Genomic DNA, 24,329 nt, shown 5'->3' on the forward strand with positions numbered 1-24,329 from the left:
TGAAGGTGGAGCGGCCTAACTATTTATGGTAAAATAAAGATGATTATGTGCGTGTTTGCGGATGGTTGGGGTGAACGAATTGCAACGGGTGACAAACTGCGTATTATATAAAGACGGCCAAGTGCTGCTTTTGCAAAAGCCGAGGCGCGGCTGGTGGGTCGCTCCGGGCGGGAAAATGGAGCCCGGCGAGACGGTGCGTGAAGCATGCATTCGTGAATACCGGGAAGAGACGGGCATTTATTTGAAAAATCCAGAGCTGAAAGGCGTCTTTACGATCGTGATGAAAAATGGGAATGAAACGGTGTCGGAGTGGATGATGTTTACGTTTTTCGCCGACGACTTCATTGGTGAAAACGTGCCGTCTTCCGAAGAAGGGACGCTTGCTTGGCATCAGGTGGAGACGCTTTCGACGCTGCCGATGGCCCCTGGAGACTATCATATTTTGGATTACGCCTTGAAAGGCAAAGGGGTCATGTACGGGGTGTTTGTCTATACAGAGGAATTCGAGCTGCTTTCATATCGGCTCGATCCGAGCTGATGGAGAGGAGGGGCGGAGATGGGACAAAACGGGGCGCTGCAGCCGATTCAGCTCGTCATCATCACCGGTATGTCCGGCGCGGGAAAGACGGTGGCGATTCAAAGCTTCGAAGACCTCGGCTTTTTTTGTATTGACAACTTGCCGCCGACGCTGCTGCCGAAATTTTTGGAGCTCGTCAAAGAATCCGGGAATAAAATGAACAAAGTCGCCCTTGTCATGGATTTGCGCAGCCGCGACTTTTTCGATCATTTGTTCGCCGCGCTCGATGAGCTGGGTGAGCAAGCGTGGGTCGTCCCCCAGGTGTTGTTCTTGGACGCCCAAGATTCGACGTTGGTGGCCCGCTACAAAGAAACGCGGCGGACGCATCCGCTTGCGCCGAACGAGCCCCCGCTTGAAGGAATCCGTTTGGAGCGGAAGCTGCTCGAAGAACTGAAAGGGCGGGCGCAGATCATTTACGATACGACGGGGCTCAAGCCGCGCGAGCTGCGGGAGAAAATCATCCGCCAGTTCTCATCGCACGCTCAATCCGGGTTTACCATCAACGTCATGTCGTTTGGGTTTAAGTACGGCATTCCAATTGATGCAGATTTGGTGTTTGACGTCCGCTTTTTGCCGAACCCGCATTACATTGAACATATGCGTCCGAAAACCGGGTTGGATGACGACGTATCGTCCTACGTGCTCAAGTGGGGGGAAACGCAAAAGTTTTTGGAAAAGCTCATTGACTTGTTGTCGTTTATGCTGCCGTATTACCAGCGCGAAGGAAAAAGCCAGCTGGTGATCGCCATCGGCTGCACGGGCGGGCAGCACCGTTCGGTGGCGCTCGCAGAATATATCGCCTGCCATTTTTCAGATGATTATAAAACGGTTGTCTCGCACCGGGACATGGAGAGGAGAAAGGACATACACCGATGAGAAACGAACGAGCAGCGAAACTGGTCGTCATCGGCGGCGGCACCGGGCTTCCCGTCCTGCTGAGGGGGCTGAAGCAGCATGAATTGGATTTGACCGCCATTGTCACCGTCGCCGATGATGGAGGGAGTTCCGGGCGGCTGCGCGATGAGCTGCACATTCCGCCGCCCGGGGATGTCCGCAACGTATTGGCCGCGCTGTCTGACGTCGAACCGCTCATTGTCGAGCTGTTCCAGCACCGTTTTCAAAACGGCAACGGCTTATCCGGCCATTCGCTCGGCAATTTGATTTTGGCGGCGCTCACATCGATCACCGGCGACTTTGTGAAAGCAATCCGTGAGATGAGCAAAGTGTTGAACGTGCGCGGCCAGGTGCTGCCGGCAGCGAACAAGAGCGTCGTTTTGCACGCGGAGATGGAAGACGGTTCCATCATCTCTGGCGAGTCAAAAATCCCGAGTGCGGGAAAAAAAATTAAGAGGGTGTTTTTAACGCCGGAAGACATTGAGCCGCTGCCGGAGACGGTTGATGCCATCCGCCGCGCCGATTTGATTGTCATCGGGCCGGGCAGCCTATACACAAGCATCTTGCCGAATTTGCTCGTGCCGAAAATCGGGCAGGAAGTATGCAAGGCGAAGGCGAAAAAAGTATATATATGCAACATTATGACTCAGGCCGGCGAGACGCCGCACTATACGGTGAGCGACCATGTGGAGGCGCTTCATGCTCATCTTGGCGGCCCGTTTTTGGACGCGGTGATCATCAACAGCGGAGCGATCCCGGAAGCGATCCGCCGCCGCTACGAGGCGGAGCGGGCCGAGCCGGTGCGTGACGACAGCAGCGGGCTTTCGTTGCAAGTCATCCGCGACGATATTGTCACGTACGAGGATGGGGTCATTCGCCATAATACGGCGAAAGTCGCCGCCCTTCTTCTCGGGCTTCTCCCTCACCGTTAAAGGCGGGACCCGAGTAGGCCGCAAAGCGCCATTATGGGCGGTGATGCTCCCGATGGCCGCGCCGAAAGTCAGGCACCTCCAACCGGCCGGATGCGGGGAACGAATGGAGGTGGAGCGATCGTGTCTTTTGCATCGGAAACGAAAAAGGAATTGACCCATTTAGAGGTGAAGCCTTGCTGCTTGCGCGCGGAGCTGTCGGCGCTTTTGCGCATGAACGGTTCACTGTCGTTTTCCGGCGGGCGAATGGCCATCGATGTCCAGACGGAAAATGCGGCGATCGCTCGGCGCATTTATACGTTATTGAAAAAGGGCTACGATGTCGCCGTCGAGCTGTTTGTCCGCAAGAAAATGCGCTTGAAAAAAAACAACGTCTACATCGTCCGCGTGACCGACGGTGCGGCTTCTTTGCTTCGTGAACTTCACATTGTCAACGGCGATTTTTCGCTCATCCATGACATTTCCCCGGAGCTCGTCAAGAAAAAATGCTGCAAGCGCTCGTATTTGCGCGGCGCGTTTTTGGCCGGCGGTTCGGTCAACAACCCGGAGACGTCGTCCTACCATTTGGAGATTTTTTCGCTGTATGAGGAGCATAACCGGGCGTTATGCGAATTGATGAACAGCCACTTTTTTTTAAATGCGAAAACGTTGGAACGGAAAAAGGGGTTTATTACGTATTTAAAAGAGGCGGAAAAAATCGCCGAGTTTTTGAACATCATCGGCGCCCATCAAGCGCTGCTCCGCTTTGAGGACATTCGCATCGTCCGCGATATGCGCAACTCGGTCAACCGGCTTGTCAATTGCGAAACCGCCAATTTGAACAAAACGATCGGCGCTGCGCTTCGCCAGGTGGAGAACATCCGCTACATCGACGAGACGATCGGCCTTGATTCACTGCCGGCCAAGCTGCGGGAAATCGCGAAACTTCGCATCGAGCATCAAGACGTGACGCTGAAAGAGCTCGGGGAGATGGTTGCTGGTGGAAAAATCAGCAAATCCGGCATCAACCACCGGCTGCGCAAAATTGATGAGATCGCGGAGCGGCTGCGGGCTGGAAAGCCGGTCGATTTCCATAAATCGCTGTAAAGGGGAGATGGAGAATGGTGGAAAAACAAGTGGAAGTGAAATTAAAAACCGGGCTGCAGGCGCGCCCGGCGGCGTTGTTCGTCCAAGAAGCGAACCGTTTTTCCGCTGATGTGTTTTTGGAAAAAGACGGAAAACGGGTCAACGCGAAAAGCATTATGGGCTTGATGAGCCTCGCCATCGGCCATGGAGCGGTGATCACGCTCATTGCCGACGGTCCGGATGAGCAAGAAGCGATCGAAAAGCTCGCCGCCTATGTGCAAAAGGAAAAGTAAAGCAGCGTGTGGGGCTGGCAGGGAAAGGAATGGAAAAGGCTGCTCCGTTTTTGTCGGAAGCAGCCTTTTTTCGTCAATGTCGGTGCAGGCGCAGCTCTATAGCGGTTCTGCCAACGTGTGCATGCCTTATTTTTCATCAGCGCGCGTCAGCACGCGGTCAATGATGCCGTATTCCATTGCTTTTTGCGCGGTCATAAAGTTGTCGCGGTCCGTATCGCGCTCGATCACTTCGATCGGCTGGCCGGTGTTTTCCGATAAAATGCGGTTCAATTTGTCGCGCAAGAACAAAATGCGCTTCGCTGCGATTTCGATTTCCGTCGCTTGCCCTTGGGCGCCGCCGAGCGGTTGGTGGATCATGATTTCACTGTTTGGCAAGGCGAACCGTTTCCCTTTCGCACCGGCGGCAAGCAAAAACGCCCCCATGGAAGCGGCCATGCCGATGCAAATTGTCGATACGTCCGGTTTGATGAACTGCATCGTGTCGTAAATCGCCAGGCCAGCTGTGATCGAGCCGCCCGGGCTGTTGATGTACAAGGAAATATCTTTGTCCGGGTCTTCCGCCGCCAAAAACAACAGCTGCGACACGATCGAGTTGGCCACTTGGTCGTCGATCGGGCTGCCAAGGAACACGATTCGGTCTTTCAATAAGCGCGAATAAATGTCGTACGCCCGCTCCCCGCGGTTCGTCTGTTCGATGACAGTCGGAATCAAATACATCAAAAACGCCTCCTTTTCCATCCTAATGGATCAATATGTACGCCTTCATCATACACGAATGGTCAATGAAGGTCAAACAAAACGACCTTCCCCATTCTTTATAACATATTCGCGGCTAGCGGGAACATCCCTCTTTTCATCATAACCGCTTTTTTATTTTTTTAACCAGTTGCCTGTGGCGGTGGCATTGATGTGGAAGGAACAAAGGCCTAATTTTTCCTGTTTTTTTATTGCATTTTCCCCTTGCATTTTTGCACGATCCTGCTATAATAGAACATGCGACGGAACGAATATAGAGAAATCATGAACTTCCATGCCCTCGTAGTGTAGTGGATAGCACGAGAGATTCCGGTTCTCTTAGCGTGGGTTCGAATCCTGCCGAGGGCGTTCCAACGATCCGACAAGTTCGGATTGAGATTCCCAAATCCCTTGATACGACCGCGTTTGCGGTCGTTTTTCATTTTTTGGGAATCCCGAAAAAAACGATAGAATCCGAAAAAATTTTGTACGAATTTTGCACGGCTATTTAGTACGATCCAGTTCCGCCATCGCGAGATCGACCTGCCGGGATTCTTTTTGTTCCATCTCATCTAAAATATGCGAGTACGTTTGCAGAGTAGTGACAATATGGCGGAACAGGAAACGAGTTTGGAGCAGCTGGCTTCGATTCGGTTTCGCCACCCGTCGATCACGATTCGGACCTTGTCCGCAGACAAAGCGTATGGCGCCACGGAGTATCTGGAAGCGCTCTTTCTTCATCCAGACTACAGTTTTTTGTTTTTTGTCGTGTAAATGCCACTAATAAGTGAAAGGTGCAAACCGAATCCTCCTTCCGTTTCGTCACCCGATTGGGCGGCGTTTTTTATGTAGGTGAGGTGATACACGTGTAGAAGTTGCACGAGGTATTGAACGATAACAAAAGCTAAACCACATGAAGAAAAAGGACGGAATGACCTGGGGCGACTGGATGGAGATCATGGGGTCCGGCGCGATACGTATAAACGAGTGCGCGGGGCGGTGAGGAGGAAATGGGAAGGAATAAAGACCCTTAGGTTAAAAAACATATACTTGGTATATGGTTGTAATCCTGCCGAGGCAAAACAGCCGCCTAGGCGGCTGTTTTTCTTTTAGATCAGCAGCGGACGCGCCGCTTTCCTCGAGAGGGTTCCCAAATCAAGGGCTCGGGCGGGGCATTGGGTTTTTTCGTCTGAACAGGCGCCGGTTCGGGCGGTCGCCAAGGCCGCTTTCCGCCGTCAAAAATTTCTCCTACCCCCTCCCGCTCCCGTTGTGTACAATAAAAGAAAGGGAGGCGTGACGATGAGGGCGGAGTTATGGCAAGAGCAGCGGCTGCAGCTGTCGCTGACAAAGGAACTTGTGCAGGCGATTGAACTGTTGCAATATTCCGCAGTGGATTTGGAAGCGTTTTTATATGAACAGTCGCTGGAAAACCCGTTTTTGGAAATTCGCCGCACTCGGGTGCGGCAACGGCCAAGCCGGACCGAAAGAGACCAAAAGCAATGGCTCGAGAACATTGGCGCCCGCGCAGAGACGCTTGGCGGTTATTTGCTTTCGCAGCTGCCTGCATGCAAGCTCGATGATCAAGAAGAGCGCATCGCCCGTTATCTCATTGCCTCGCTCGATGAGGACGGCTATTTGCGCGTACCGCTTGCCGAGCTGGCGGCGCGGTTTTCCGCATCGGAACAAGAGATGGAACGGGGGCTGCGCCTTGTGCAGTCGCTCGACCCGCCGGGAGTCGGCGCCCGCGATTTGGCGGAATGCCTCTTGCTGCAACTGGAACGTCTTCCTGAGCGCGACGAGCTGGCGGAGATGATCGTCCGCTACCATTTTGTCCCCTTTGCGGAAAAGTCGTGGAAAACGCTGGCCAAGCAGCTTGGCGTCAGCCTTGGCGAACTGCAACGTGTCTTCGAGCTCATTCGCACACTCGAGCCGCGGCCAGGCATTCACTATTCGAGCGAAACACCGCCTTTGGTGGTGCCGGATGTCATCGTCGTCCGCGGGGCGGAAGGGGACTGGATGGCCGCCTATAATGATGACATCCATCCGGAGCTCGAATGGAATCGGGAGTACGAGCGGCGCATCGCTGCATCCGGCGACCGGCATGCCGAACAGTTTATCAAAGAAAAATATCGGCAGTTTACATGGCTCGCGAAAAGTTTGGAGCAGCGGAAACAGACGCTTCTCCATTTGACGGCCGTCATCATCGACCGCCAGCGCTCGTGTTTGGAGTTGGGGCTTTCGGCGCTCAAGCCGATGACGATGCGCGAGGTGGCCGAGGAGCTCGGCGTTCATGAATCGACGGTGAGCCGCGCGGTCCGGCATAAATATGTGCAAACGCCGTTTGGCACCGTGGAGTTGCGCCGTTTCTTTTCAAACGCCGCGACGGCCGCAGGGGATGAAGCGGCATCGTCCGCCCGCGTGAAAGCGATCATTGAGGCCCTTATTTCCGAGGAAGATCGGCGGGCGCCGCTGTCTGACCAACAGCTTGCTGATTTGCTTCGCGATCGGCACGGCATCGCCATTTCGCGCCGCACGGTCGCCAAATACCGCGAGCAGCTGCGCATCCCGTCTTCGGCAAAGCGGAGGCAATATATCGGCCTGCCGTAACGGGCGGCCAATCGAAACGGCAACTGCTGTAGAAAGAGAGGAAGAAATGAATGCATATCCGATTGTATACGAAAACGAATTGCCCGCTCTGCGACAAAGCGAAAGCCGTTTTGACGGAGCTGCGGGCGGACTATTCGTTTACGCTGGAAGAAATTGATATTTACAAAGATGATGAACTGCTGGAAAAATATCAGCTGATGATCCCGGTTGTGGAATTGGATGGCGAAGAAATCGGCTGGGGAGCGATTGAAAAAGAAGCGGTGAGAAAACGGTTGCGGCGGGCGCAAAACAGTTGAACGGCTATCGTCCTCCTGCTATAATGAAAATGACGCGGGAGGAATTTTTTATGGCACTGCGGGACATAATATGTCATACCGGGACATAAGATGTCCCTATATTCAATCGAGGAGAAAGGATCCATGCAGCCGTTATTGGAGGCACAAAAAAAATTATTGCCTGACTTGCTTGACGTTATGCAAAAACGATATCAAATTTTGCACTCCATTTCGCTTATGGCGCCGATCGGGCGGCGGGCGCTGGCGGCGAGCCTCGGCATGAGTGAGCGGGTGCTCCGGTCGGAAACAGAATTTTTGAAAGGACAAAACTTGCTTTCCGCCGATGTGTCGGGCATGCGGTTGACGGAGGAAGGCCAGGCGCTCCTTCATACGCTCAATGATTTGATGCGGGAAGCGCTCGGACTCAAAGAGCTGGAAGCCGCGCTGCAGGAACAGCTCGGCATTCCGCGGGTGATTGTCGTTGCCGGGGATAGCGACCGTTCCCCTTGGGTAAAAAAAGAAATGGGTAGAGCGTGTGTCGCCTGCATGAAGGAGCTGCTTGAGCCCGGGGACATCGTCGCCGTGGCCGGCGGAACGACGATGGCGGCGGTCGCGGAGATGATGACGCCGGATTCGAAGCTTCGCGATGTGTTGTTCGTGCCGGCGCGCGGCGGCCTTGGCGAAGATGTCGAGAATCAGGCGAACACGATTTGTGCGAAAATGGCGGAAAAAGCGATGGGCCGCTATCGGTTGCTGCACGTGCCTGACCAGCTGAGCGATGAAGCGTACGCGTCGCTTGTCGAAGAGCCGGCGGTGAAAGAAGTGCTTGAGCTCATCCAATCATGCCGCATGGTCGTCCATGGCATCGGTGAAGCGGTGACGATGGCCAAGCGGCGGAAGACGCCGCCTGTAGAGATGGAGAACATCATCGCCCGCCATGCGGTCGCCGAGGCGTTCGGCTACTATTTCAACGAGTACGGCGACGTCGTCCATAAAGTGAAAACAGTCGGCATTCAACTTGAACACCTCCCGCATGTCGAGCATGTCATCGCCGTCGCCGGAGGGGCGTCGAAGGCGAAAGCCATTCGCGCGTACATGAAACGGGCGCCGCACTCGCTATTGGTGACGGACGAAGGAGCCGCAAAAGCGTTCGTAGGGGAGTAATCTCCCTTGCTGATACAATCCAATCGCAAGGAGGAAAATAAGATGGCAGTCAAAGTGGGAATCAATGGATTTGGCCGCATCGGACGCAACGTCTTCCGCGCGGCATTGAAAAACCCGGACATTGAAGTGGTGGCGGTGAACGATTTAACCGATGCGAATACGCTTGCTCATTTGTTGAAGTACGACTCCGTCCATGGCCGTCTGGATGCCGAAGTGTCGGTGAACGGCAACAACTTGGTCGTCAACGGCAAAGAAATCATCGTCAAGGCGGAACGCGATCCGGCGAACTTGGCGTGGGGCGAGATCGGCGTTGACATCGTCGTTGAGTCGACCGGCCGCTTCACGAAACGCGAAGACGCCGCCAAACATTTGGAAGCGGGTGCGAAAAAAGTGATCATTTCCGCACCGGCGAAAGACGAGGATATTACGATCGTCATGGGCGTCAACCAAGACAAATACGATCCGAAAGCCCATCATGTCATCTCGAACGCTTCGTGCACGACGAACTGCTTGGCGCCGTTTGCCAAAGTGCTGCATGAAAAATTCGGCATCGTCCGCGGCATGATGACGACCGTTCACTCGTACACAAACGACCAACAAATTTTGGACTTGCCGCATAAAGATTTGCGCCGGGCTCGCGCGGCCGCGGAATCGATCATTCCGACGACGACCGGGGCGGCGAAAGCTGTTGCGCTTGTCTTGCCGGAACTGAAAGGCAAATTGAACGGCATGGCAATGCGCGTGCCGACGCCGAACGTATCAGTTGTCGACTTGGTGGCGGAATTGGAAAAAGAAGTGACGGTCGAAGAAGTGAATGCCGCGTTGAAAGCAGCAGCGGAAGGCGAGCTGAAAGGCATTTTGGCCTACAGCGAAGAACCGCTCGTGTCGCGCGACTACAACGGCAGCACCGCTTCGTCGACGATCGACGCGTTGTCGACAATGGTCATTGAAGGCAAAATGGTGAAAGTCGTTTCGTGGTATGACAACGAAACGGGCTATTCGCACCGCGTCGTCGACTTGGCCGCCTACATCGCCTCGAAAGGGCTGTAAAACCAGCTTGGCGTTGAGTTTTCCATCCGTTCAAGTCTATAATAGGGAAATGGAGGGGAGCGGGGAAATGATCCCCACTCCTTTTCCTTTGTCCAAACTGCAGCCAAAAGGGGGCACGAACGATGAACAAGAAGACGATCCGCGACGTTGAGGTGAGGGGAAAGCGCGTCTTCTGCCGCGTTGATTTCAACGTGCCGATGGAAGAAGGCGCGATCACCGATGACACGCGCATTCGCGCCGCACTCCCGACGATCCGCTATTTGATCGAGCACGGGGCGAAAGTCATTTTGGCGAGCCACCTCGGCCGCCCGAAAGGAAAAGTGGTCGAAGAATTGCGTTTGGATGCCGTTGCGAAGCGGCTCGGCGAGCTGCTTGAACGGCCGGTCGCCAAAACGAATGAAGCGGTCGGCGATGAGGTGAAAGCGGCGGTCGACCGTTTGAACGAAGGCGACGTGCTCTTGCTTGAGAACGTCCGTTTTTACCCTGGCGAAGAGAAAAACGATCCAGAGCTGGCCAAAGCGTTTGCGGAGCTCGCGGATCTGTATGTCAACGATGCGTTCGGCGCCGCCCACCGCGCTCATGCGTCGACGGAAGGCATCGCCCATTACTTGCCGGCGGTGGCCGGGTTTTTGATGGAAAAAGAACTCGAAGTGCTCGGCAAAGCGCTCTCGAATCCGGACCGCCCGTTTACGGCGATCATCGGCGGCGCGAAAGTGAAAGACAAAATCGGCGTCATCGACAATTTGCTTGAAAAAGTTGACAACTTGATCATCGGCGGCGGACTGGCGTATACGTTCGTCAAAGCGCTCGGCCATGACGTCGGCAAGTCGCTGCTTGAGGAGGACAAAATCGAACTCGCCAAATCGTTTATGGAAAAGGCGAAAGAAAAAGGCGTCCGTTTTTATATGCCGGTGGACGTGGTCGTCGCCGACCGGTTTGCGAACGACGCCAACACGAAAGTCGTCGCCATCGACGCCATTCCGAGCGATTGGGAGGCGCTTGACATCGGCCCGAAAACGCGCGAATTGTACCGCGATGTCATTCGCGAGTCGAAGCTCGTTGTCTGGAACGGCCCGATGGGCGTCTTTGAAATGGAGGCGTTCGCGCACGGGACGAGAGCGGTCGCTGAAGCATTGGCGGAAGCTGCCGATACATACTCGGTCATTGGCGGCGGGGATTCGGCGGCGGCGGTTGAGAAATTCGGCTTGGCCGACAAAATGGATCATATCTCCACCGGCGGCGGCGCTTCGCTCGAGTTTATGGAAGGAAAACAGCTGCCGGGTGTCGTCGCGCTCGAAGACAAATGACCCACGGCGCCGGATTTGGCGCATGGCGGCTGACGCCGCCCATTGAAAGGAAGGGTGAACGATGAGAAAACGCATCATTGCAGGCAACTGGAAAATGCATAAAACATTGGCGGAAGCCGTTCAATTTGTCGAGAACGTAAAAGGGCACGTGCCGCCGGCCGACGAAGTCGATTCCGTCGTTTGCGCGCCGTTTCTCTTTTTGGATCGGTTGGTGCAAGCGGCAGACGGCACGGATTTAAAAATCGGGGCGCAAACGATGCACTTTGCCGATCAAGGGGCGTACACAGGCGAAGTGAGCCCGGTCATGCTGAAAGACCTCGGCGTCACGTACGTCATCCTCGGCCATTCGGAGCGCCGGCAAATGTTCGCCGAAACAGATGAGACCGTGAACAAAAAAGTGTTGGCCGCCTTCACCCGCGGGCTTATACCGATTATTTGCTGCGGCGAATCGCTTGAGGAGCGGGAAGCGGGGCAGACGAACGCCGTTGTCGCCTCGCAAGTGGAAAAAGCGCTCGCCGGCTTGACGCCGGAACAAGTGAAGCAAGCGGTCATCGCTTACGAGCCGATTTGGGCGATCGGGACGGGCAAATCATCAACACCGGAAGACGCCAACAGCGTCTGCGGCCATATCCGTTCGGTTGTTTCGCGCCTGTTTGGCCCGGAGGCGGCGGAAGCGATCCGCATCCAATACGGCGGCAGCGTCAAACCGGACAACATCCGCGACTTCTTGGCGCAAGAACAGATCGACGGCGCCTTAGTCGGCGGGGCGAGCCTCGAGCCGGCTTCATTCTTGCAATTGGTGGAGGCGGGCCGCCATGAGTAAAAAACCGGTTGCGCTCATCATTTTAGACGGATTTGCGCTGCGCGACGAAACGTACGGCAATGCGGTCGCTCAGGCGAACAAACCGAACTTTGACCGCTATTGGAACGAATACCCGCACACAACGCTCAAGGCGTGCGGCGAGGCGGTCGGGCTTCCGGAAGGGCAGATGGGCAACTCGGAAGTCGGACACTTGAACATCGGCGCCGGGCGCATTGTGTACCAAAGCTTAACGCGAGTCAACATTGCCATTCGCGAAGGCGAGTTTGACCGGAATGAAACGTTTTTGGCGGCGATGAACCATGTGAAACAACATGGGACAAGCTTGCATTTGTTCGGCTTGCTTTCCGACGGCGGGGTGCACAGCCATATTCACCATTTGTACGCCCTCTTGCGCTTGGCGGCGAAAGAAGGCGTGAAGCGTGTGTACATCCACGGCTTTTTGGACGGCCGCGACGTCGGCCCGCAAACAGCGCCGCAATACATCAAAGAACTGCAGGAAAAAATCAAGGAATATGGCGTCGGCGAAATCGCGACGTTATCGGGCCGCTACTACTCGATGGACCGCGACAAGCGGTGGGACCGCGTCGAAAAGGCGTATCGGGCGATGGTGTACGGGGAAGGGCCGACGTACCGCGATCCGCTCGAATGCATCGAGGACTCGTACAAACACGGCATTTACGACGAATTCGTCCTGCCGTCGGTCATCGTCCGCGAAGACGGCCGGCCGGTGGCGACGATTCAAGACAATGACGCGATTATCTTCTATAATTTCCGCCCTGACCGGGCGATCCAAATTTCAAACACGTTTACGAACGAAGATTTCCGCGAGTTTGACCGCGGCCCGAAACATCCGAAGCATTTGTTCTTTGTCTGCTTGACCCATTTCAGCGAAACGGTGAAAGGGTACGTGGCGTTCAAGCCGACGAACCTTGACAACACGCTTGGGGAAGTGCTGTCGCAGCACGGACTGCGCCAACTGCGCATCGCCGAGACCGAAAAATATCCGCACGTGACGTTTTTTATGAGCGGCGGCCGCGAAGAGAAATTTCCAGGCGAAGACCGGATTTTGATCAACTCGCCGAAAGTGCCGACGTATGACTTGAAGCCGGAAATGAGCGCCTATGAAGTGACCGATGCGCTGCTCAAGGAAATTGAAGCCGATAAGTACGATGCGATCATTTTGAACTACGCCAACCCGGATATGGTCGGCCATTCGGGCAAGCTCGAACCGACGATCAAGGCGGTGGAGGCAGTGGACGAATGCCTCGGCAAAGTCGTCGATGCCATTTTGGCCAAAGGCGGCATCGCCATCATCACCGCCGACCACGGCAACGCCGATGAAGTATTGACGCCGGACGGCAAGCCGCAAACGGCTCATACGACGAATCCGGTGCCGGTCATCGTGACGAAAAAAGGCATCAAGCTTAGAGACGGCGGCATCTTAGGCGATTTGGCGCCGACGATGCTTGATTTGCTCGGCTTGCCGCAGCCGAAAGAAATGACGGGGAAATCGTTGATTGTCAAATAACGATGATCTTGAGAAAACGATACGAAAAGGAGTGTGTTCCCATGTCTGCCATTATCGATGTCTACGCTCGCGAAGTGCTCGATTCGCGCGGCAACCCGACGGTGGAAGTGGAAGTGTACACAGAAGACGGCGGCTTCGGCCGCGCCTTGGTGCCGAGCGGCGCCTCGACCGGGGAATATGAAGCGGTCGAACTGCGCGACGGCGATAAAAACCGCTACCTCGGCAAAGGGGTGTTAAAAGCGGTCGAAAACGTCAACGAAATCATCGCGCCGGAAATCATCGGCCTGGAGGTCGCCGACCAAGTGGCGATCGACCGGAAGCTGATTGAATTAGACGGCACGGAAAACAAAAGCAAGCTTGGCGCCAACGCCATTTTGGGCGTCTCGCTCGCCGTGGCCCGCGCGGCAGCGGACGAGCTTGGCCTGCCGCTGTACCAATACTTAGGCGGCTTTAACGCCAAAACGCTGCCGGTGCCGATGATGAACATTTTAAACGGCGGCGCGCATGCGGACAACAACGTCGACATTCAAGAATTTATGATCATGCCGGTCGGCGCGGAAAGCTTCCGCGAAGCGCTGCGCATGGGGGCGGAAATTTTCCACAGCTTAAAAGCGGTGCTGAAAGCGAAAGGCTACAACACCGCCGTCGGCGATGAAGGCGGCTTCGCCCCGAACTTGAAATCGAACGAAGAAGCGCTGCAAACGATCATCGAAGCGATCGAAAAAGCCGGCTACAAACCGGGCGAACAAGTGATGCTCGCCATGGACGTTGCCTCGTCCGAGCTGTACAACAAAGAAGACGGCAAATATCATCTTGAAGGCGAAGGCGTTGTGAAAACGTCGGAAGAAATGGTCGCTTGGTATGAAGAGCTTGTATCGAAATATCCGATCATCTCGATCGAAGACGGGCTCGATGAAAACGACTGGGAAGGCCATAAACTGCTGACCGAGCGGCTCGGCAAAAAAGTCCAGCTTGTCGGCGACGACTTGTTTGTCACAAACACGAAAAAACTGGCCGAAGGCATTGAAAAAGGCGTCGGCAACTCGATTTTGATCAAAGTGAACCAAATCGGTACGCTCACCGAAACGTTTGACGCCATCGAAATGGCGAAACGCGCCGGCTACACCGCCGTCGTCTCGCACCGTTCCGGCGAAACGGAAGACAGCACGATCGCGGACATCGCCGTCGCCACCAACGCCGGCCAAATCAAAACGGGCGCGCCGTCGCGCACCGACCGCGTCGCGAAATACAACCAGCTGCTCCGCATTGAAGATGAACTCGGCCACACGGCCATTTACCAAGGCATCCGCTCGTTTTACAATTTGAAAAAATAACGGGAACAGGCGTCCCCAACGGAGGGGGCGCCTGTCGTTTTGACGGAGGCGAAAAGAGAATCGAATGGCCGGCGGTGATCAAGACGTCTTGACGCATTCAGGAAAGCTGCGCCTCTTCATCAGATGGGATCGTAAATAGTCGTTTTATGATGGCGCGCTTGATACATCTCGGTAATCTTTTCCATCGATACCTTCAAGAGGTTTGTGACCACACGGATGTCATGCCCGTTCGCATCCTGAAAGATCACGACGCGATGGCGCTTTTTGGAACGACATTGTTTTGTTCCGAATTGACAAGTAAAATCCGATCCTCATCAGAAACAATTTTTTGCATCAAATCAAACGAGCTGACATTGCCCTGCATAGGACAAAGCGATGGACGGAGGTGGTTTTTTCGTTTATAATATTTTTTGAATCATCAGAATATTAGGGGATGGGGATGGAACAAATGATTGTCGAGACGCGGTATGGGCGGTTGCGCGGCGGGATGAAGGAAGGTGTTTTTGTTTGGAAAGGGATTCCGTACGCGAAAGCGCCGGTCGGTGAGCGCCGGTTTCTGCCGCCGGAGCCGCCTGAGGCATGGGATGGGGTGCGGGAGGCGACTGCCTTCGGTCCTGTCGTGATGCAGCCGTCGGATCCGATTTTCAGCGGATTGCTCGGGCGGATGAGCGAGCCGCCGAGCGAAGACGGGCTGTACCTGAACGTTTGGTCGCCGGCGGCGGATGGGAAGAAGCGGCCGGTGCTCGTCTGGATTCACGGCGGCGCCTTTTTGTTCGGCTCGGGTTCTTCGCCGTGGTATGACGGGACGGCGTTTGCGAAACACGGCGATGTCGTCGTCGTGACGATCAACTACCGAATGAACGTGTTTGGCTTTTTGCATCTCGGTGATTCGTTCGGCGAAGCGTACGCGCAAGCCGGGAATCTCGGCATTTTGGACCAAGTGGCGGCGCTGCGCTGGGTGAAGGAGAACATTGCGGCGTTTGGCGGTGATCCGGACAATGTGACGATTTTCGGTGAATCGGCGGGAGCGGCGAGCGTCGGCGTGCTGTTGTCGCTTCCGGAGGCGAAGGGGCTGTTTCGGCGCGCCATGTTGCAAAGCGGTTCGGGATCGCTTCTTCTCCGTTCGCCCAAGACCGCGATGGCGATGACCGAACGCATTCTCGAGCGCGCCGGCATCCGTCCGGGCGACCGCGGCCGGCTCTTGTCGATTCCAGCCGAGGAGCTGCTGCGGTCGGCGCTGTCGCTCGGCCCAAGAATCATGTACGGTCCGGTGGTGGACGGCCGCGTATTGCGCCGCCATCCGATCGAAGCGCTCTGCGATGGGGCGGCCAGCGGCATTCCGATTCTCATCGGCGTCACGAAAGACGAGTACAACCTGTTTACCTTGACGGATCCATCGTGGACAAAGCTTGGCGAAAAAGAACTGCTTGACCGGATCAACCGTGAAGTCGGGCCTGTGCCGGAGGCGGCGATTCGCTATTATGCAGAGACGGCGGAGCCGTCGGCGCCCGCCTGGCAAACGTGGCTTCGCATCATGACGTACCGCGTGTTTGTCGAGGGGATGCTGCGGACAGCGGACGCCCAAGCGGCCCACGGAGCGGATGTGTACATGTACCGGTTTGATTATGAGACGCCGGTGTTCGGCGGACAGCTGAAAGCATGCCACGCGCTCGAGCTGCCGTTTGTGTTTCACAATCTCCATCAGCCGGGCGTCGCGAATTTCGTCGGCAATCGGCCGGAGCGCGAGGCGATCGCCAACGAAATGCATTATGCCTGGCTTTCGTTCGCCCGCACCGGCGACCCGAACGGCGCGCATTTGCCAGAGAAGTGGCCGATCTATACGAACGAGCGCAAACCGGTGTTTGTCTTTTCAGCCGCCAGCCATGTCGAGGACGACCCGTTCGGCCGCGAGCGGGCGGCATGGCAAGGACGCTAGAAGATTTGATTCGTGAGGGAGCACCGCCGTCTGCGGAAAAATGGAGCTTCGGCCTCTCTCCGCTAAACCAACAAAGGAACGGCCAACCGCCGTTCCTTGTTATTCGTTCGCCCCCTGAGAAGGAAGCCCGAACTGTTCCGCCAGCGCTGGGTCGCGGTCGATGGCCTCGATGAGCTTGCGCATGACGTTGACGTCAAACGTAAAGTTCGCCCCGATCGGCGAGGTGACGAAAATTTTCCCTTCCTTTGCCTCGCGCGCCCGTTTGAATTGGTAGCCGTCAATCGCGATGACGACTCGTTCGTCTGGTCTTGCCATTGAAGTCCCTCCAGTCGTTGCCGATTTGCTTTCTATTGTAACGTATTTCGGCTGCGGACGACAATGATCATACCGCGCCCGAGGCATGGAGCGTCAAGCAGATGGAGGATGAAACGTTCCCACATCTATGCAAAGGGGTAGAGGCAGGGAATTTTTTTGGCCCCCGCCCTCCGATTCAGCTGTCTTGCAAAGACAGGAAACGCAGTCTTTCCTTCAACACCGTTCCATTCTTCCGTTGCCTCCAGGCCGATCAGATCAGGTCAGATACGTTGCGATTTTTGCCAGGCATTCGTCAATGATTTCATCGATTTCCTCCATTTGAGCATCTTCTGGCTTGTATTTTTGTGAACTACCCACCACCTACGCTTCGCTTAGAGGTGGGGGCTTCAAGCGACTTGTGTGTGTTCGCTGAACGGTAAGCCACACACAAGAACCCTTTACGCTTCCCTTCGTTCCGAAGGTGTCCGTTCTAGCCATATTCTATCATATTCGTTGGCTAACGCCAACCGAAATTCATCTCCCACTTTCACTGGTGCTGGCGCACCTTCACGTTTAGAAGTAGGAGACTTCTTTCGGAGGGAAGTTAAAACTTTTAGATGAGGGGCTTTCCAATCTAATGTTTCACAAAAAAGTGAATTTGTGCCTTTCGTCGTGTTGAGACAGGCCCGCCAGTTGCCGCCAACGGCGATCTATGGTATAGTGAAATTATTGCAACGTCGGTCGTTGGAGGTGTCAGGCATGCATGCCTTGCTTGTGACGCTGCTTGTCATTGTGTCGATCGCGCTGATCGCGGTTGTCTTGCTGCAGTCGGGCCGCAGCGCCGGGCTGTCGGGGGCGATCACCGGCGGCGCCGAGCAATTGTTCGGGAAGCAGAAAGCCCGTGGGCTCGATGCGGTGTTTCAGCGCGTGACGGTCATATTGGCCATTTTGTTTTTCGTATTGACGATCCTGGTTACGTACGTACAGCCATCATAAGTCAAACATGGGGCGGTCCATAGAATGAAGGGCTGCCCTTTCTATTTCACACCAGAGAGGAAGGAGAACCTATGATGAAAATTGTTCCGCCGAAGCCGTTTTTCTTTGAAGCCGGGGAGCGGGCGGTGCTGCTTTTGCATGGGTTTACCGGCAATTCCGCCGACGTTCGGATGCTTGGGCGATTCTTGGAATCGAAAGGGTATACGTGCCACGCTCCGATTTACAAAGGGCATGGCGTGCCGCCGGAAGAGCTCGTCCACACCGGACCGGATGATTGGTGGCAAGACGTCATGAACGGCTATCAGTTTTTGAAAAACAAAGGCTACGAAAAAATTGCCGTGGCTGGATTGTCGCTTGGAGGCGTATTTTCTCTCAAATTAGGCTACACTGTACCTATACAAGGCATTGTGACGATGTGCGCGCCGATGTACATCAAAAGCGAAGAAACGATGTACGAAGGCGTGCTCGAGTATGCGCGCGAGTATAAAAAGCGGGAAGGGAAATCAGAGGAACAAATCGAACAGGAAATGGAACGGTTCAAACAAACGCCGATGAAGACGTTGAAAGCCTTGCAAGAACTCATTGCCGATGTGCGTGCCCACCTTGATTTGGTTTATGCACCGACGTTCGTCGTCCAAGCGCGCCATGATAAGATGATCAATCCAGACAGCGCGAACATCATTTATAACGAAATTGAATCGCCGGTCAAACAAATCAAATGGTATGAGCAATCAGGCCATGTGATTACGCTTGATCAAGAAAAAGATCAGCTGCATGAAGATATTTATGCATTTCTTGAATCGTTAGATTGGTAATGGAGAAAGGAGGGGATGGCCAATGGATCATATGTTGGCCGAACGCATTTTAACGTTTATGCGCGATGAGGCGTACAAACCGCTGACCGTTGAGGAACTGGAGGAAGCGTTTGGGATTGCGGATGCTGAGGAGTTTAAAACGTTTGTCAAAACGCTTGTCGCCATGGAAGAGGAAGGTCTTGTCGTCCGGACGCGCAGCAACCGCTACGGCGTGCCCGAGCGGATGAATCTCGTGCGCGGCAAGGTGATTGGCCACCCGAAAGGATTCGCGTTTGTCACACCGGAGGAGCCGGGACTGGATGATATTTTCATCCCGCCGTCCGAACTGAAAAACGCCATGCATGGCGACACGGTGCTTGTGCGCGTCCAAGCCGATTCATCCGGGGCGCGCCGCGAAGGAACGATCGTCCGCATTTTGGAACGCGGGGTGAAAGAGGTCGTCGGCACGTACACGGAAAGCAAATATTTCGGCTTTGTCATCCCGGATGACAAACGGATCGTCAATGACATTTTCATCCCGAAAAACGCGGCGAACGGCGCGGTCGAAGGGCATAAAGTCGTCGCCCGGCTCACCTCGTACCCGGAAGGACGAATGAGCGCTGAAGGGGAAGTCGTCCAAATTCTCGGCCATAAAAACGACCCGGGCGTCGACATTTTGGCGATCATCTATAAATACGGCCTTCCGCTTCAATTTCCAGAAGACGTGATCGAGCACGCCAACCGGGTGCCGGATGTCATTACGGAGAAAGACTTGGAAGGGCGCCGCGATTTGCGCGGCGAGATGATCGTCACGATCGACGGGGAAGATGCGAAGGATTTGGACGATGCCGTCACCGTGACAAAGCTTGAAAACGGCAACTATAAGCTCGGCGTTCATATCGCCGATGTCAGCTACTATGTTGAGGAAGGCTCGCCTATTGACCGCGAGGCGTATGAACGCGGCACGAGCGTTTATTTGGTTGACCGCGTCATCCCGATGATCCCGCATCGACTGTCGAACGGCATTTGCTCGCTCAACCCGAAAGTCGATCGGCTGACGCTCTCGTGCGAAATGGAAATCACCCCGCAAGGAGAAGTCGTCCGCCATGAAATTTTCCCAAGCGTCATCCGCACGGCGGAACGGATGACGTATTCCGATGTCAATAAAATTCTCGTTGACAAAGACGAAATCTTGCGGGAAAAATATGCGCCGCTTGTGCCGATGTTTGAGCTGATGGCTGAGCTTGCCGACATTTTGCGGGCGAAGCGGATGAAGCGCGGGGCGATTGATTTTGATTTTAAGGAGGCGAAGGTGCTTGTCGATGAAAACGGCAAGCCGTACGATGTCGTCTTGCGCGAGCGGTCGGTCGCTGAGCGGTTGATTGAAGAGTTTATGCTGGCGGCGAACGAAACGGTGGCTGAGCATTTCCATTGGTTGAACGTGCCATTTATTTACCGTGTTCACGAGGATCCGAAACCGGAAAAACTGCAACGTTTCTTGGAGTTCATCACGAACTTCGGCTATGTCGTGAAAGGAACGGGCAACCAAATCCATCCGCGCGCTTTGCAACAAATTCTCGAAGCGGTGCGCGGCGAGCCGGAAGAAATGGTGATCTCGACCGTCATGCTTCGGTCGATGAAGCAGGCGCGCTATGACGCCGAGAGCCTCGGCCATTACGGTCTGTCGACTGAGTTTTACACCCATTTTACGTCGCCGATCCGCCGCTACCCGGATTTGATCGTCCATCGGTTGATCCGGACGTATCTCATCAACGGCCAGATGGATCTTGACACCCAGCAAAAATGGGCGGAAAAGCTGCCTGAAATTGCCGAACACGCTTCCGATATGGAGCGGCGCGCCGTTGAGGCGGAGCGGGAGACGGACGATCTGAAGAAAACCGAGTTTATGGAAGACAAAATCGGGATGGAGTTTGACGGCATTATCAGCTCGGTGACGAACTTCGGCTTGTTCGTTGAGCTGCCGAACACGATCGAAGGCTTGGTGCACGTCAGCTACTTAACGGACGACTATTACCGCTATGACGAACGCCACTACGCATTGATCGGCGAACGGACCGGGAAAATGTACCGCATCGGCGATGAAATCACCGTCCGCGTCATCAACGTCAACAAAGACGAACGGATCGTCGATTTTGAAGTCGTCGGCATGAAGGGACGCCGTCCGCCGAAAGCGAAAGCCGCTCCGGTCGTCATTGAAGGGAAAAAGCAAAAGAAAGGAAAAGCGAAGGCGGAGCCGAAAGCGCAAAGCGGCTCAAACCGCAGCGCGAAGGCGAAAAAGAAGAAAAAGAAAAAACGGTGAGGAAAAGCCGAACGGGCGGCTTTTCCTTCTTTTTCGTTTTTGGTAAAATAAGAAACGCTACAATGAGGAGGGGGAAAACGGATGCCCAAAGGCGAAGGAAAAGTGATCGCCCAAAACAAAAAAGCGCACCACGACTATTTCATCGAAGAAACGTATGAAGCCGGCCTTGTGCTGCAAGGGACGGAAATCAAATCGATCCGCAACGGCCGGGTGAACTTGAAAGATTCGTTCGCCAAAGTGGAAAAAGGGGAAGTGTTTCTCCATAACATGCATATCAGCCCGTATGAACAAGGCAACCGCTACAACCATGATCCGCTGCGGACGAGAAAGCTTTTGCTGCACCGCCGCGAAATCAACAAGCTGATCGGCTACACGAAAGAGCAAGGGTATACGCTCGTGCCGCTCAAACTGTACATTAAAAACGGCTTTGCCAAAGTGGAGCTTGGAGTGGCCAAAGGGAAGAAAAAATACGACAAACGGGAAGACATGAAGCGGAAAGAAGCGCAGCGCGAAATCGAGCGGGCGTTCCGCGAGCGGCAAAAGCTGTAGAGAGGCAAGCCGCCGAGCGGGCATTTGTCGAGGGCGGGAGCCTGAAACATCGGGCTTTTGGCGGGCATTGCCGGTTTGGGAACGGCGGAGGGATGTTTGGTTCATCGCGGCAAGCGGGGGCATTTCTTGCGTCGCCGTGTACGGAAAATGGGATGGGCTGATTTTTCTTGGCAAGTGCCAAGAAGCCGTGTTCTCAATCATCCGGCACAACATTCGGAGAAGAGCCTGTTTTTTGGCGAGATTGAAAACATTCCCATTGAAAATGCACCGCGTCATGGTATAATAAAAAGTGCAACAGCCAGTTATCCGATGCTTAAGCTGTTCCGATCTCTTCGCACCGCGGGGACGATCCGGATTCGACAGGGGTAGGTCGAGCTTAAGCGGCGAGCCGAGGGGGACGTCCTCGTAAAAACGTCACCTAAAGATAACTGGCAAACAAAACTACGCTTTAGCTGCCTAATTGCTGCAGCTAGCTCCTCCCGCCATCGCCCGCGTGGCGTTCGAGGGGCTCATATGAAGCGGGCTACGCCCAAATCCGCCGCCTGAGGATGAGGGAAGAGACGAACCAGGCTAGCCGCCGGGAGGCCTGTCGGTAGGCGGAACGGACGGCGAAGCGAAATATACCGACTACGCTCGTAGATGCTTAAGTGGCGATGCCTCTGGACGTGGGTTCGACTCCCACCGTCTCCATTTCCAACATCCGAACGGTTCGGATGCGAAATCGTGAAACCCTTGATGCGACCGCGTTTGCGGTCGTTTTTCATTTTTTGGGAATCCCCAAAAAACGATAGAATACGAAAAAATTTTGCACCGCGTTTTTACCTTGCATTGTATACCGAGTTCGACAGTGACTAAGTAAACAAAATGCCTCTCATCCCTTGATGCCAAAGGGACAAGAGGCATTTGGGCATCCTTCCAGCGTGTATCTAGGCGCGAGGATGGATGCCTAGAATCTTCGGAGGCGGCCTCAACTCTAGCGCCGCCAAGAGCTGCACTTGTCTATTCTAACCAAGGAATCGAGTCCATGTCGCCTTTTTGGTTTGGCTGTAAATTTATGTTAGCTAATTTGCTCACCTACAGTATAGATGTTAAAGCCGATGATAAAATCCCCAATATAGCCGGAATAAAATTCCCCACTTACAATAGAACCATAGTGTCAACGAGAGGAGCTATGGTTCATGATTACGAGAGGGGAATTTTTTATGATCAAAGAGATGTATGAAAGGGGAATGAGTATTTCCGATATTGCGAGGGAATTGGGGATCGATCGGAAAACCGTCCGAAAATATATTCACTCCCCCAATCCTCCTTCCAAATCCAAGCGAAAACAAAGAAAAAGCAAGTTAGATCCATTTAAGCCGTATCTTCAAAAACGAATGTTAGAAGATGGGGTGTTTAATAGCGAAAAGTTGTTTTTTGAAATTCGACAACAGGGCTATACGGGAGGAAAGACGATTTTAAAAGACTATATGAAACCTTTCCGAGAGACGGCGAAAAAGAAATACACCGTTCGTTATGAAACGCTTCCTGGCGAACAAATGCAAGTCGATTGGAAAGAAGTCGGGGAGGTCGTGATCGAAGGGAGAAAAGTCAAGTTATCGCTATTTGTGGCTGTGTTAGGCTATTCGCGGATGAAATACGCGGTATTTACGGTCAGCCAGGATCAGGAACACTTAATGGAATGCCTGATTCAGAGCTTCAAGTACTTTGGCGGGGTTCCGAAGAAGGTGTTATTTGACAATATGAAGACCGTTACAGACGGGCGAGAACAAGGAGTGGTGAAATGGAATCAACGATTTTCCGAATTTGCGAGTTACTACGGATTTATTCCAAAAGTATGCCGGCCTTACCGGGCCCAGACAAAGGGAAAAGTCGAACGAGCCATTCAGTATATTATGGATCACTTCTATGTAGGAACATCGTTTGAAAGCATCGAAGAATTAAATTTCCTTTTCCATCGTTGGCTCGATCAAGTGGCGAATCGGAAGCCAAACGCCACTACCGGCATTCCTCCACAAGAGCGTTGGGCAGAGGAACAGCTGAAACCTCTCCCGTTGAACGATTACGATACGAGCTATCTTTCCTATCGGAAGGTGCATTGGGATGGCAGTTTCTCCTACAAAGGGGAACAATGGCTCTTATCGGCGGAGTATGCGGGCAAAGAAATTCTGGTGAAGGAGCGATTAAATGGAGATATTCGATTGTACTTTCGAGGGGAGGAGATTTCTCACGTGGACCAACAGAAAAAAGTGATTTCATTCGCCGAAAAAATCAAAAAGAAACAGACGGAAATGGCCGCCACCATTTCGCCTGTTTCGGTGGAAGTGGATACTCGTCCATTGTCCGTTTATGACGCATTCCTGCGAGGGGAAAGCTCATGAAAGAACGAATACACGAGTATTGCCACCAACTCCATTTGCCTGTCATGGCGGAGCGATGGTCCGCCATGGCAGAATACGCCTCTACTCATAATATATCATATTCAGAGTTTTTATTCCGCTTATTAGAGGCAGAAATCGTCGAAAAACAGGCACGATCGATCCAAACGCTCATCAAGCTGTCCAAACTGCCGTATCGCAAGACGATCGATACGTTTGATTTTACCGCGCAGCCTTCGGTGGATGAGCGCCGGATTCGAGAACTGCTTACGTTGTCCTTTATTGACCGGAAAGAAAATATCCTCTTTCTCGGTCCACCGGGGATCGGGAAGACACATCTGGCAATTTCGATTGGAATGGAGGCGATCGCAAGAGGATATAAAACGTATTTTATTACCGCTCACGATTTGGTCAATCAGTTAAGAAGAGCCGACCAGGAAGGAAAGTTGGAGAAAAAGCTTCGTGTCTTTGTGAAGCCAAC

At 54.0% G+C, this 24,329-nt stretch carries 22 protein-coding genes, 1 tRNA gene, 1 other RNA gene and 2 pseudogenes; 23 read left to right on the forward strand and 3 right to left on the reverse strand.

The genetic code is table 11. The features are described 5' to 3' along the window. Positions 1–61 precede the first annotated feature (61 nt). The 5 genes from CD000_RS17555 (at position 62) to CD000_RS17575 (ending at position 3,758) form a co-directional block, all read left to right on the forward strand. Positions 62–538, forward strand: a complete 477-nt coding sequence (locus CD000_RS17555) for an NUDIX hydrolase (protein ID WP_014196721.1) — start codon at positions 62–64, stop codon at positions 536–538. Positions 539–556: 18 nt separating this feature from the next. Further along, a complete protein-coding gene (gene rapZ, locus CD000_RS17560; RefSeq protein WP_096226187.1) occupies positions 557–1,453 on the forward strand; it encodes an RNase adapter RapZ in 897 nt (298 codons plus the stop codon). Continuing rightward, the gene (locus tag CD000_RS17565) at positions 1,450–2,403 is read left to right on the forward strand and encodes a gluconeogenesis factor YvcK family protein (protein ID WP_011232535.1); all 954 of its coding nucleotides are present in this window, start codon (positions 1,450–1,452) and stop codon (positions 2,401–2,403) included. The genes rapZ and CD000_RS17565 overlap by 4 nt, the downstream gene beginning before the upstream one ends. A gap of 120 nt (positions 2,404–2,523) precedes the next feature. Further along, positions 2,524–3,486, forward strand: coding sequence for a DNA-binding protein WhiA (gene whiA, locus CD000_RS17570; protein WP_011232534.1), 963 nt, complete (start codon positions 2,524–2,526; stop codon positions 3,484–3,486). Between the two features lie 14 nt (positions 3,487–3,500). Next, positions 3,501–3,758 carry an HPr family phosphocarrier protein gene (locus CD000_RS17575; RefSeq protein WP_011232533.1) on the forward strand — a complete coding sequence of 86 codons (258 nt, stop codon included), beginning with the start codon at positions 3,501–3,503 and terminating at the stop codon, positions 3,756–3,758. A gap of 126 nt (positions 3,759–3,884) precedes the next feature. Here the strand turns inward: CD000_RS17575 and clpP are convergent, their stop codons facing one another. Continuing rightward, positions 3,885–4,475 carry an ATP-dependent Clp endopeptidase proteolytic subunit ClpP gene (clpP, locus tag CD000_RS17580; protein ID WP_011232532.1) on the reverse strand — a complete coding sequence of 197 codons (591 nt, stop codon included), beginning with the start codon at positions 4,473–4,475 and terminating at the stop codon, positions 3,885–3,887. Between the two features lie 315 nt (positions 4,476–4,790). Between clpP and CD000_RS17590 the strand changes: the two genes are divergently transcribed. From CD000_RS17590 to eno, 10 genes are all read left to right on the forward strand, one after another. Further along, positions 4,791–4,862 (forward strand) — tRNA-Arg (locus CD000_RS17590). A 240-nt stretch (positions 4,863–5,102) separates the two neighbouring features. Beyond that, entirely contained in the window at positions 5,103–5,267 is a 165-nt protein-coding gene (locus tag CD000_RS18585; protein WP_198962547.1) for a hypothetical protein, read from the forward strand. Positions 5,268–5,792: 525 nt separating this feature from the next. Then, positions 5,793–7,100, forward strand: coding sequence for an RNA polymerase factor sigma-54 (gene rpoN / locus CD000_RS17600; RefSeq protein ID WP_096226188.1), 1,308 nt, complete (start codon positions 5,793–5,795; stop codon positions 7,098–7,100). Between the two features lie 50 nt (positions 7,101–7,150). Further along, entirely contained in the window at positions 7,151–7,396 is a 246-nt protein-coding gene (locus CD000_RS17605; protein WP_014196719.1) for a glutaredoxin family protein, read from the forward strand. A 123-nt stretch (positions 7,397–7,519) separates the two neighbouring features. After that, positions 7,520–8,539 carry a sugar-binding transcriptional regulator gene (locus CD000_RS17610; RefSeq protein WP_011232529.1) on the forward strand — a complete coding sequence of 340 codons (1,020 nt, stop codon included), beginning with the start codon at positions 7,520–7,522 and terminating at the stop codon, positions 8,537–8,539. A 42-nt stretch (positions 8,540–8,581) separates the two neighbouring features. Beyond that, positions 8,582–9,589 (forward strand): type I glyceraldehyde-3-phosphate dehydrogenase, encoded by a 1,008-nt coding sequence (gap, locus tag CD000_RS17615; protein ID WP_011232528.1) that lies wholly within the window; start codon positions 8,582–8,584, stop codon positions 9,587–9,589. Positions 9,590–9,711: 122 nt separating this feature from the next. Next, positions 9,712–10,896, forward strand: a complete 1,185-nt coding sequence (locus CD000_RS17620) for a phosphoglycerate kinase (RefSeq protein WP_096226189.1) — start codon at positions 9,712–9,714, stop codon at positions 10,894–10,896. A 61-nt stretch (positions 10,897–10,957) separates the two neighbouring features. Continuing rightward, complete coding sequence (gene tpiA, locus CD000_RS17625) at positions 10,958–11,719, forward strand: triose-phosphate isomerase (RefSeq protein WP_011232526.1); 762 nt, start codon at positions 10,958–10,960, stop codon at positions 11,717–11,719. Continuing rightward, entirely contained in the window at positions 11,712–13,247 is a 1,536-nt protein-coding gene (gene gpmI, locus CD000_RS17630) for a 2,3-bisphosphoglycerate-independent phosphoglycerate mutase (protein WP_013524585.1), read from the forward strand. Before tpiA ends, gpmI begins: the two co-directional genes overlap by 8 nt. A 41-nt stretch (positions 13,248–13,288) precedes the next feature. Then, complete coding sequence (gene eno / locus CD000_RS17635) at positions 13,289–14,581, forward strand: phosphopyruvate hydratase (protein WP_011232524.1); 1,293 nt, start codon at positions 13,289–13,291, stop codon at positions 14,579–14,581. Between the two features lie 152 nt (positions 14,582–14,733). On the opposite strand, the pseudogene CD000_RS18330 reads toward eno, so the two are convergent. Continuing rightward, positions 14,734–14,889 (reverse strand): annotated as a pseudogene (locus tag CD000_RS18330) (IS4 family transposase); the annotation flags it as partial. A gap of 131 nt (positions 14,890–15,020) precedes the next feature. Between CD000_RS18330 and CD000_RS17640 the strand changes: the two are divergent. Then, positions 15,021–16,517 (forward strand): carboxylesterase/lipase family protein, encoded by a 1,497-nt coding sequence (locus tag CD000_RS17640; RefSeq protein WP_096226190.1) that lies wholly within the window; start codon positions 15,021–15,023, stop codon positions 16,515–16,517. A 99-nt stretch (positions 16,518–16,616) separates the two neighbouring features. Here CD000_RS17640 and CD000_RS17645 read toward each other — a convergent pair whose 3' ends face one another. Further along, positions 16,617–16,832, reverse strand: coding sequence for a hypothetical protein (locus CD000_RS17645; RefSeq protein ID WP_096226191.1), 216 nt, complete (start codon positions 16,830–16,832; stop codon positions 16,617–16,619). 738 nt (positions 16,833–17,570) lie between these two features. Here CD000_RS17645 and secG point away from each other — a divergent pair. The 7 genes and pseudogenes from secG to istB all read left to right on the forward strand — a co-directional run. Then, the gene (gene secG, locus CD000_RS17655) at positions 17,571–17,807 is read left to right on the forward strand and encodes a preprotein translocase subunit SecG (RefSeq protein ID WP_011232516.1); all 237 of its coding nucleotides are present in this window, start codon (positions 17,571–17,573) and stop codon (positions 17,805–17,807) included. Positions 17,808–17,881: 74 nt separating this feature from the next. Continuing rightward, positions 17,882–18,622 carry a carboxylesterase gene (gene estA, locus CD000_RS17660; protein ID WP_096226192.1) on the forward strand — a complete coding sequence of 247 codons (741 nt, stop codon included), beginning with the start codon at positions 17,882–17,884 and terminating at the stop codon, positions 18,620–18,622. Between the two features lie 22 nt (positions 18,623–18,644). Then, complete coding sequence (gene rnr / locus CD000_RS17665; protein ID WP_096226193.1) at positions 18,645–20,921, forward strand: ribonuclease R; 2,277 nt, start codon at positions 18,645–18,647, stop codon at positions 20,919–20,921. A gap of 81 nt (positions 20,922–21,002) precedes the next feature. Continuing rightward, entirely contained in the window at positions 21,003–21,470 is a 468-nt protein-coding gene (gene smpB / locus CD000_RS17670; protein ID WP_013144268.1) for an SsrA-binding protein SmpB, read from the forward strand. A gap of 341 nt (positions 21,471–21,811) precedes the next feature. Continuing rightward, positions 21,812–22,163: a transfer-messenger RNA gene (gene ssrA, locus CD000_RS17680) on the forward strand. 485 nt (positions 22,164–22,648) lie between these two features. Further along, on the forward strand, positions 22,649–23,851 hold the full coding sequence (gene istA, locus CD000_RS17685) for an IS21-like element IS5376 family transposase (RefSeq protein ID WP_096226194.1): 1,203 nt from the start codon (positions 22,649–22,651) through the stop codon (positions 23,849–23,851). Continuing rightward, positions 23,848–24,329: pseudogene (istB, locus tag CD000_RS17690) on the forward strand (IS21-like element IS5376 family helper ATPase IstB); the annotation flags it as partial. The gene istA and the pseudogene istB, both read left to right, overlap by 4 nt.

This window comes from Geobacillus sp. FJAT-46040, from assembly GCF_002335725.1.
GTDB classification, from domain to species: domain Bacteria; phylum Bacillota; class Bacilli; order Bacillales; family Anoxybacillaceae; genus Geobacillus; species Geobacillus thermoleovorans.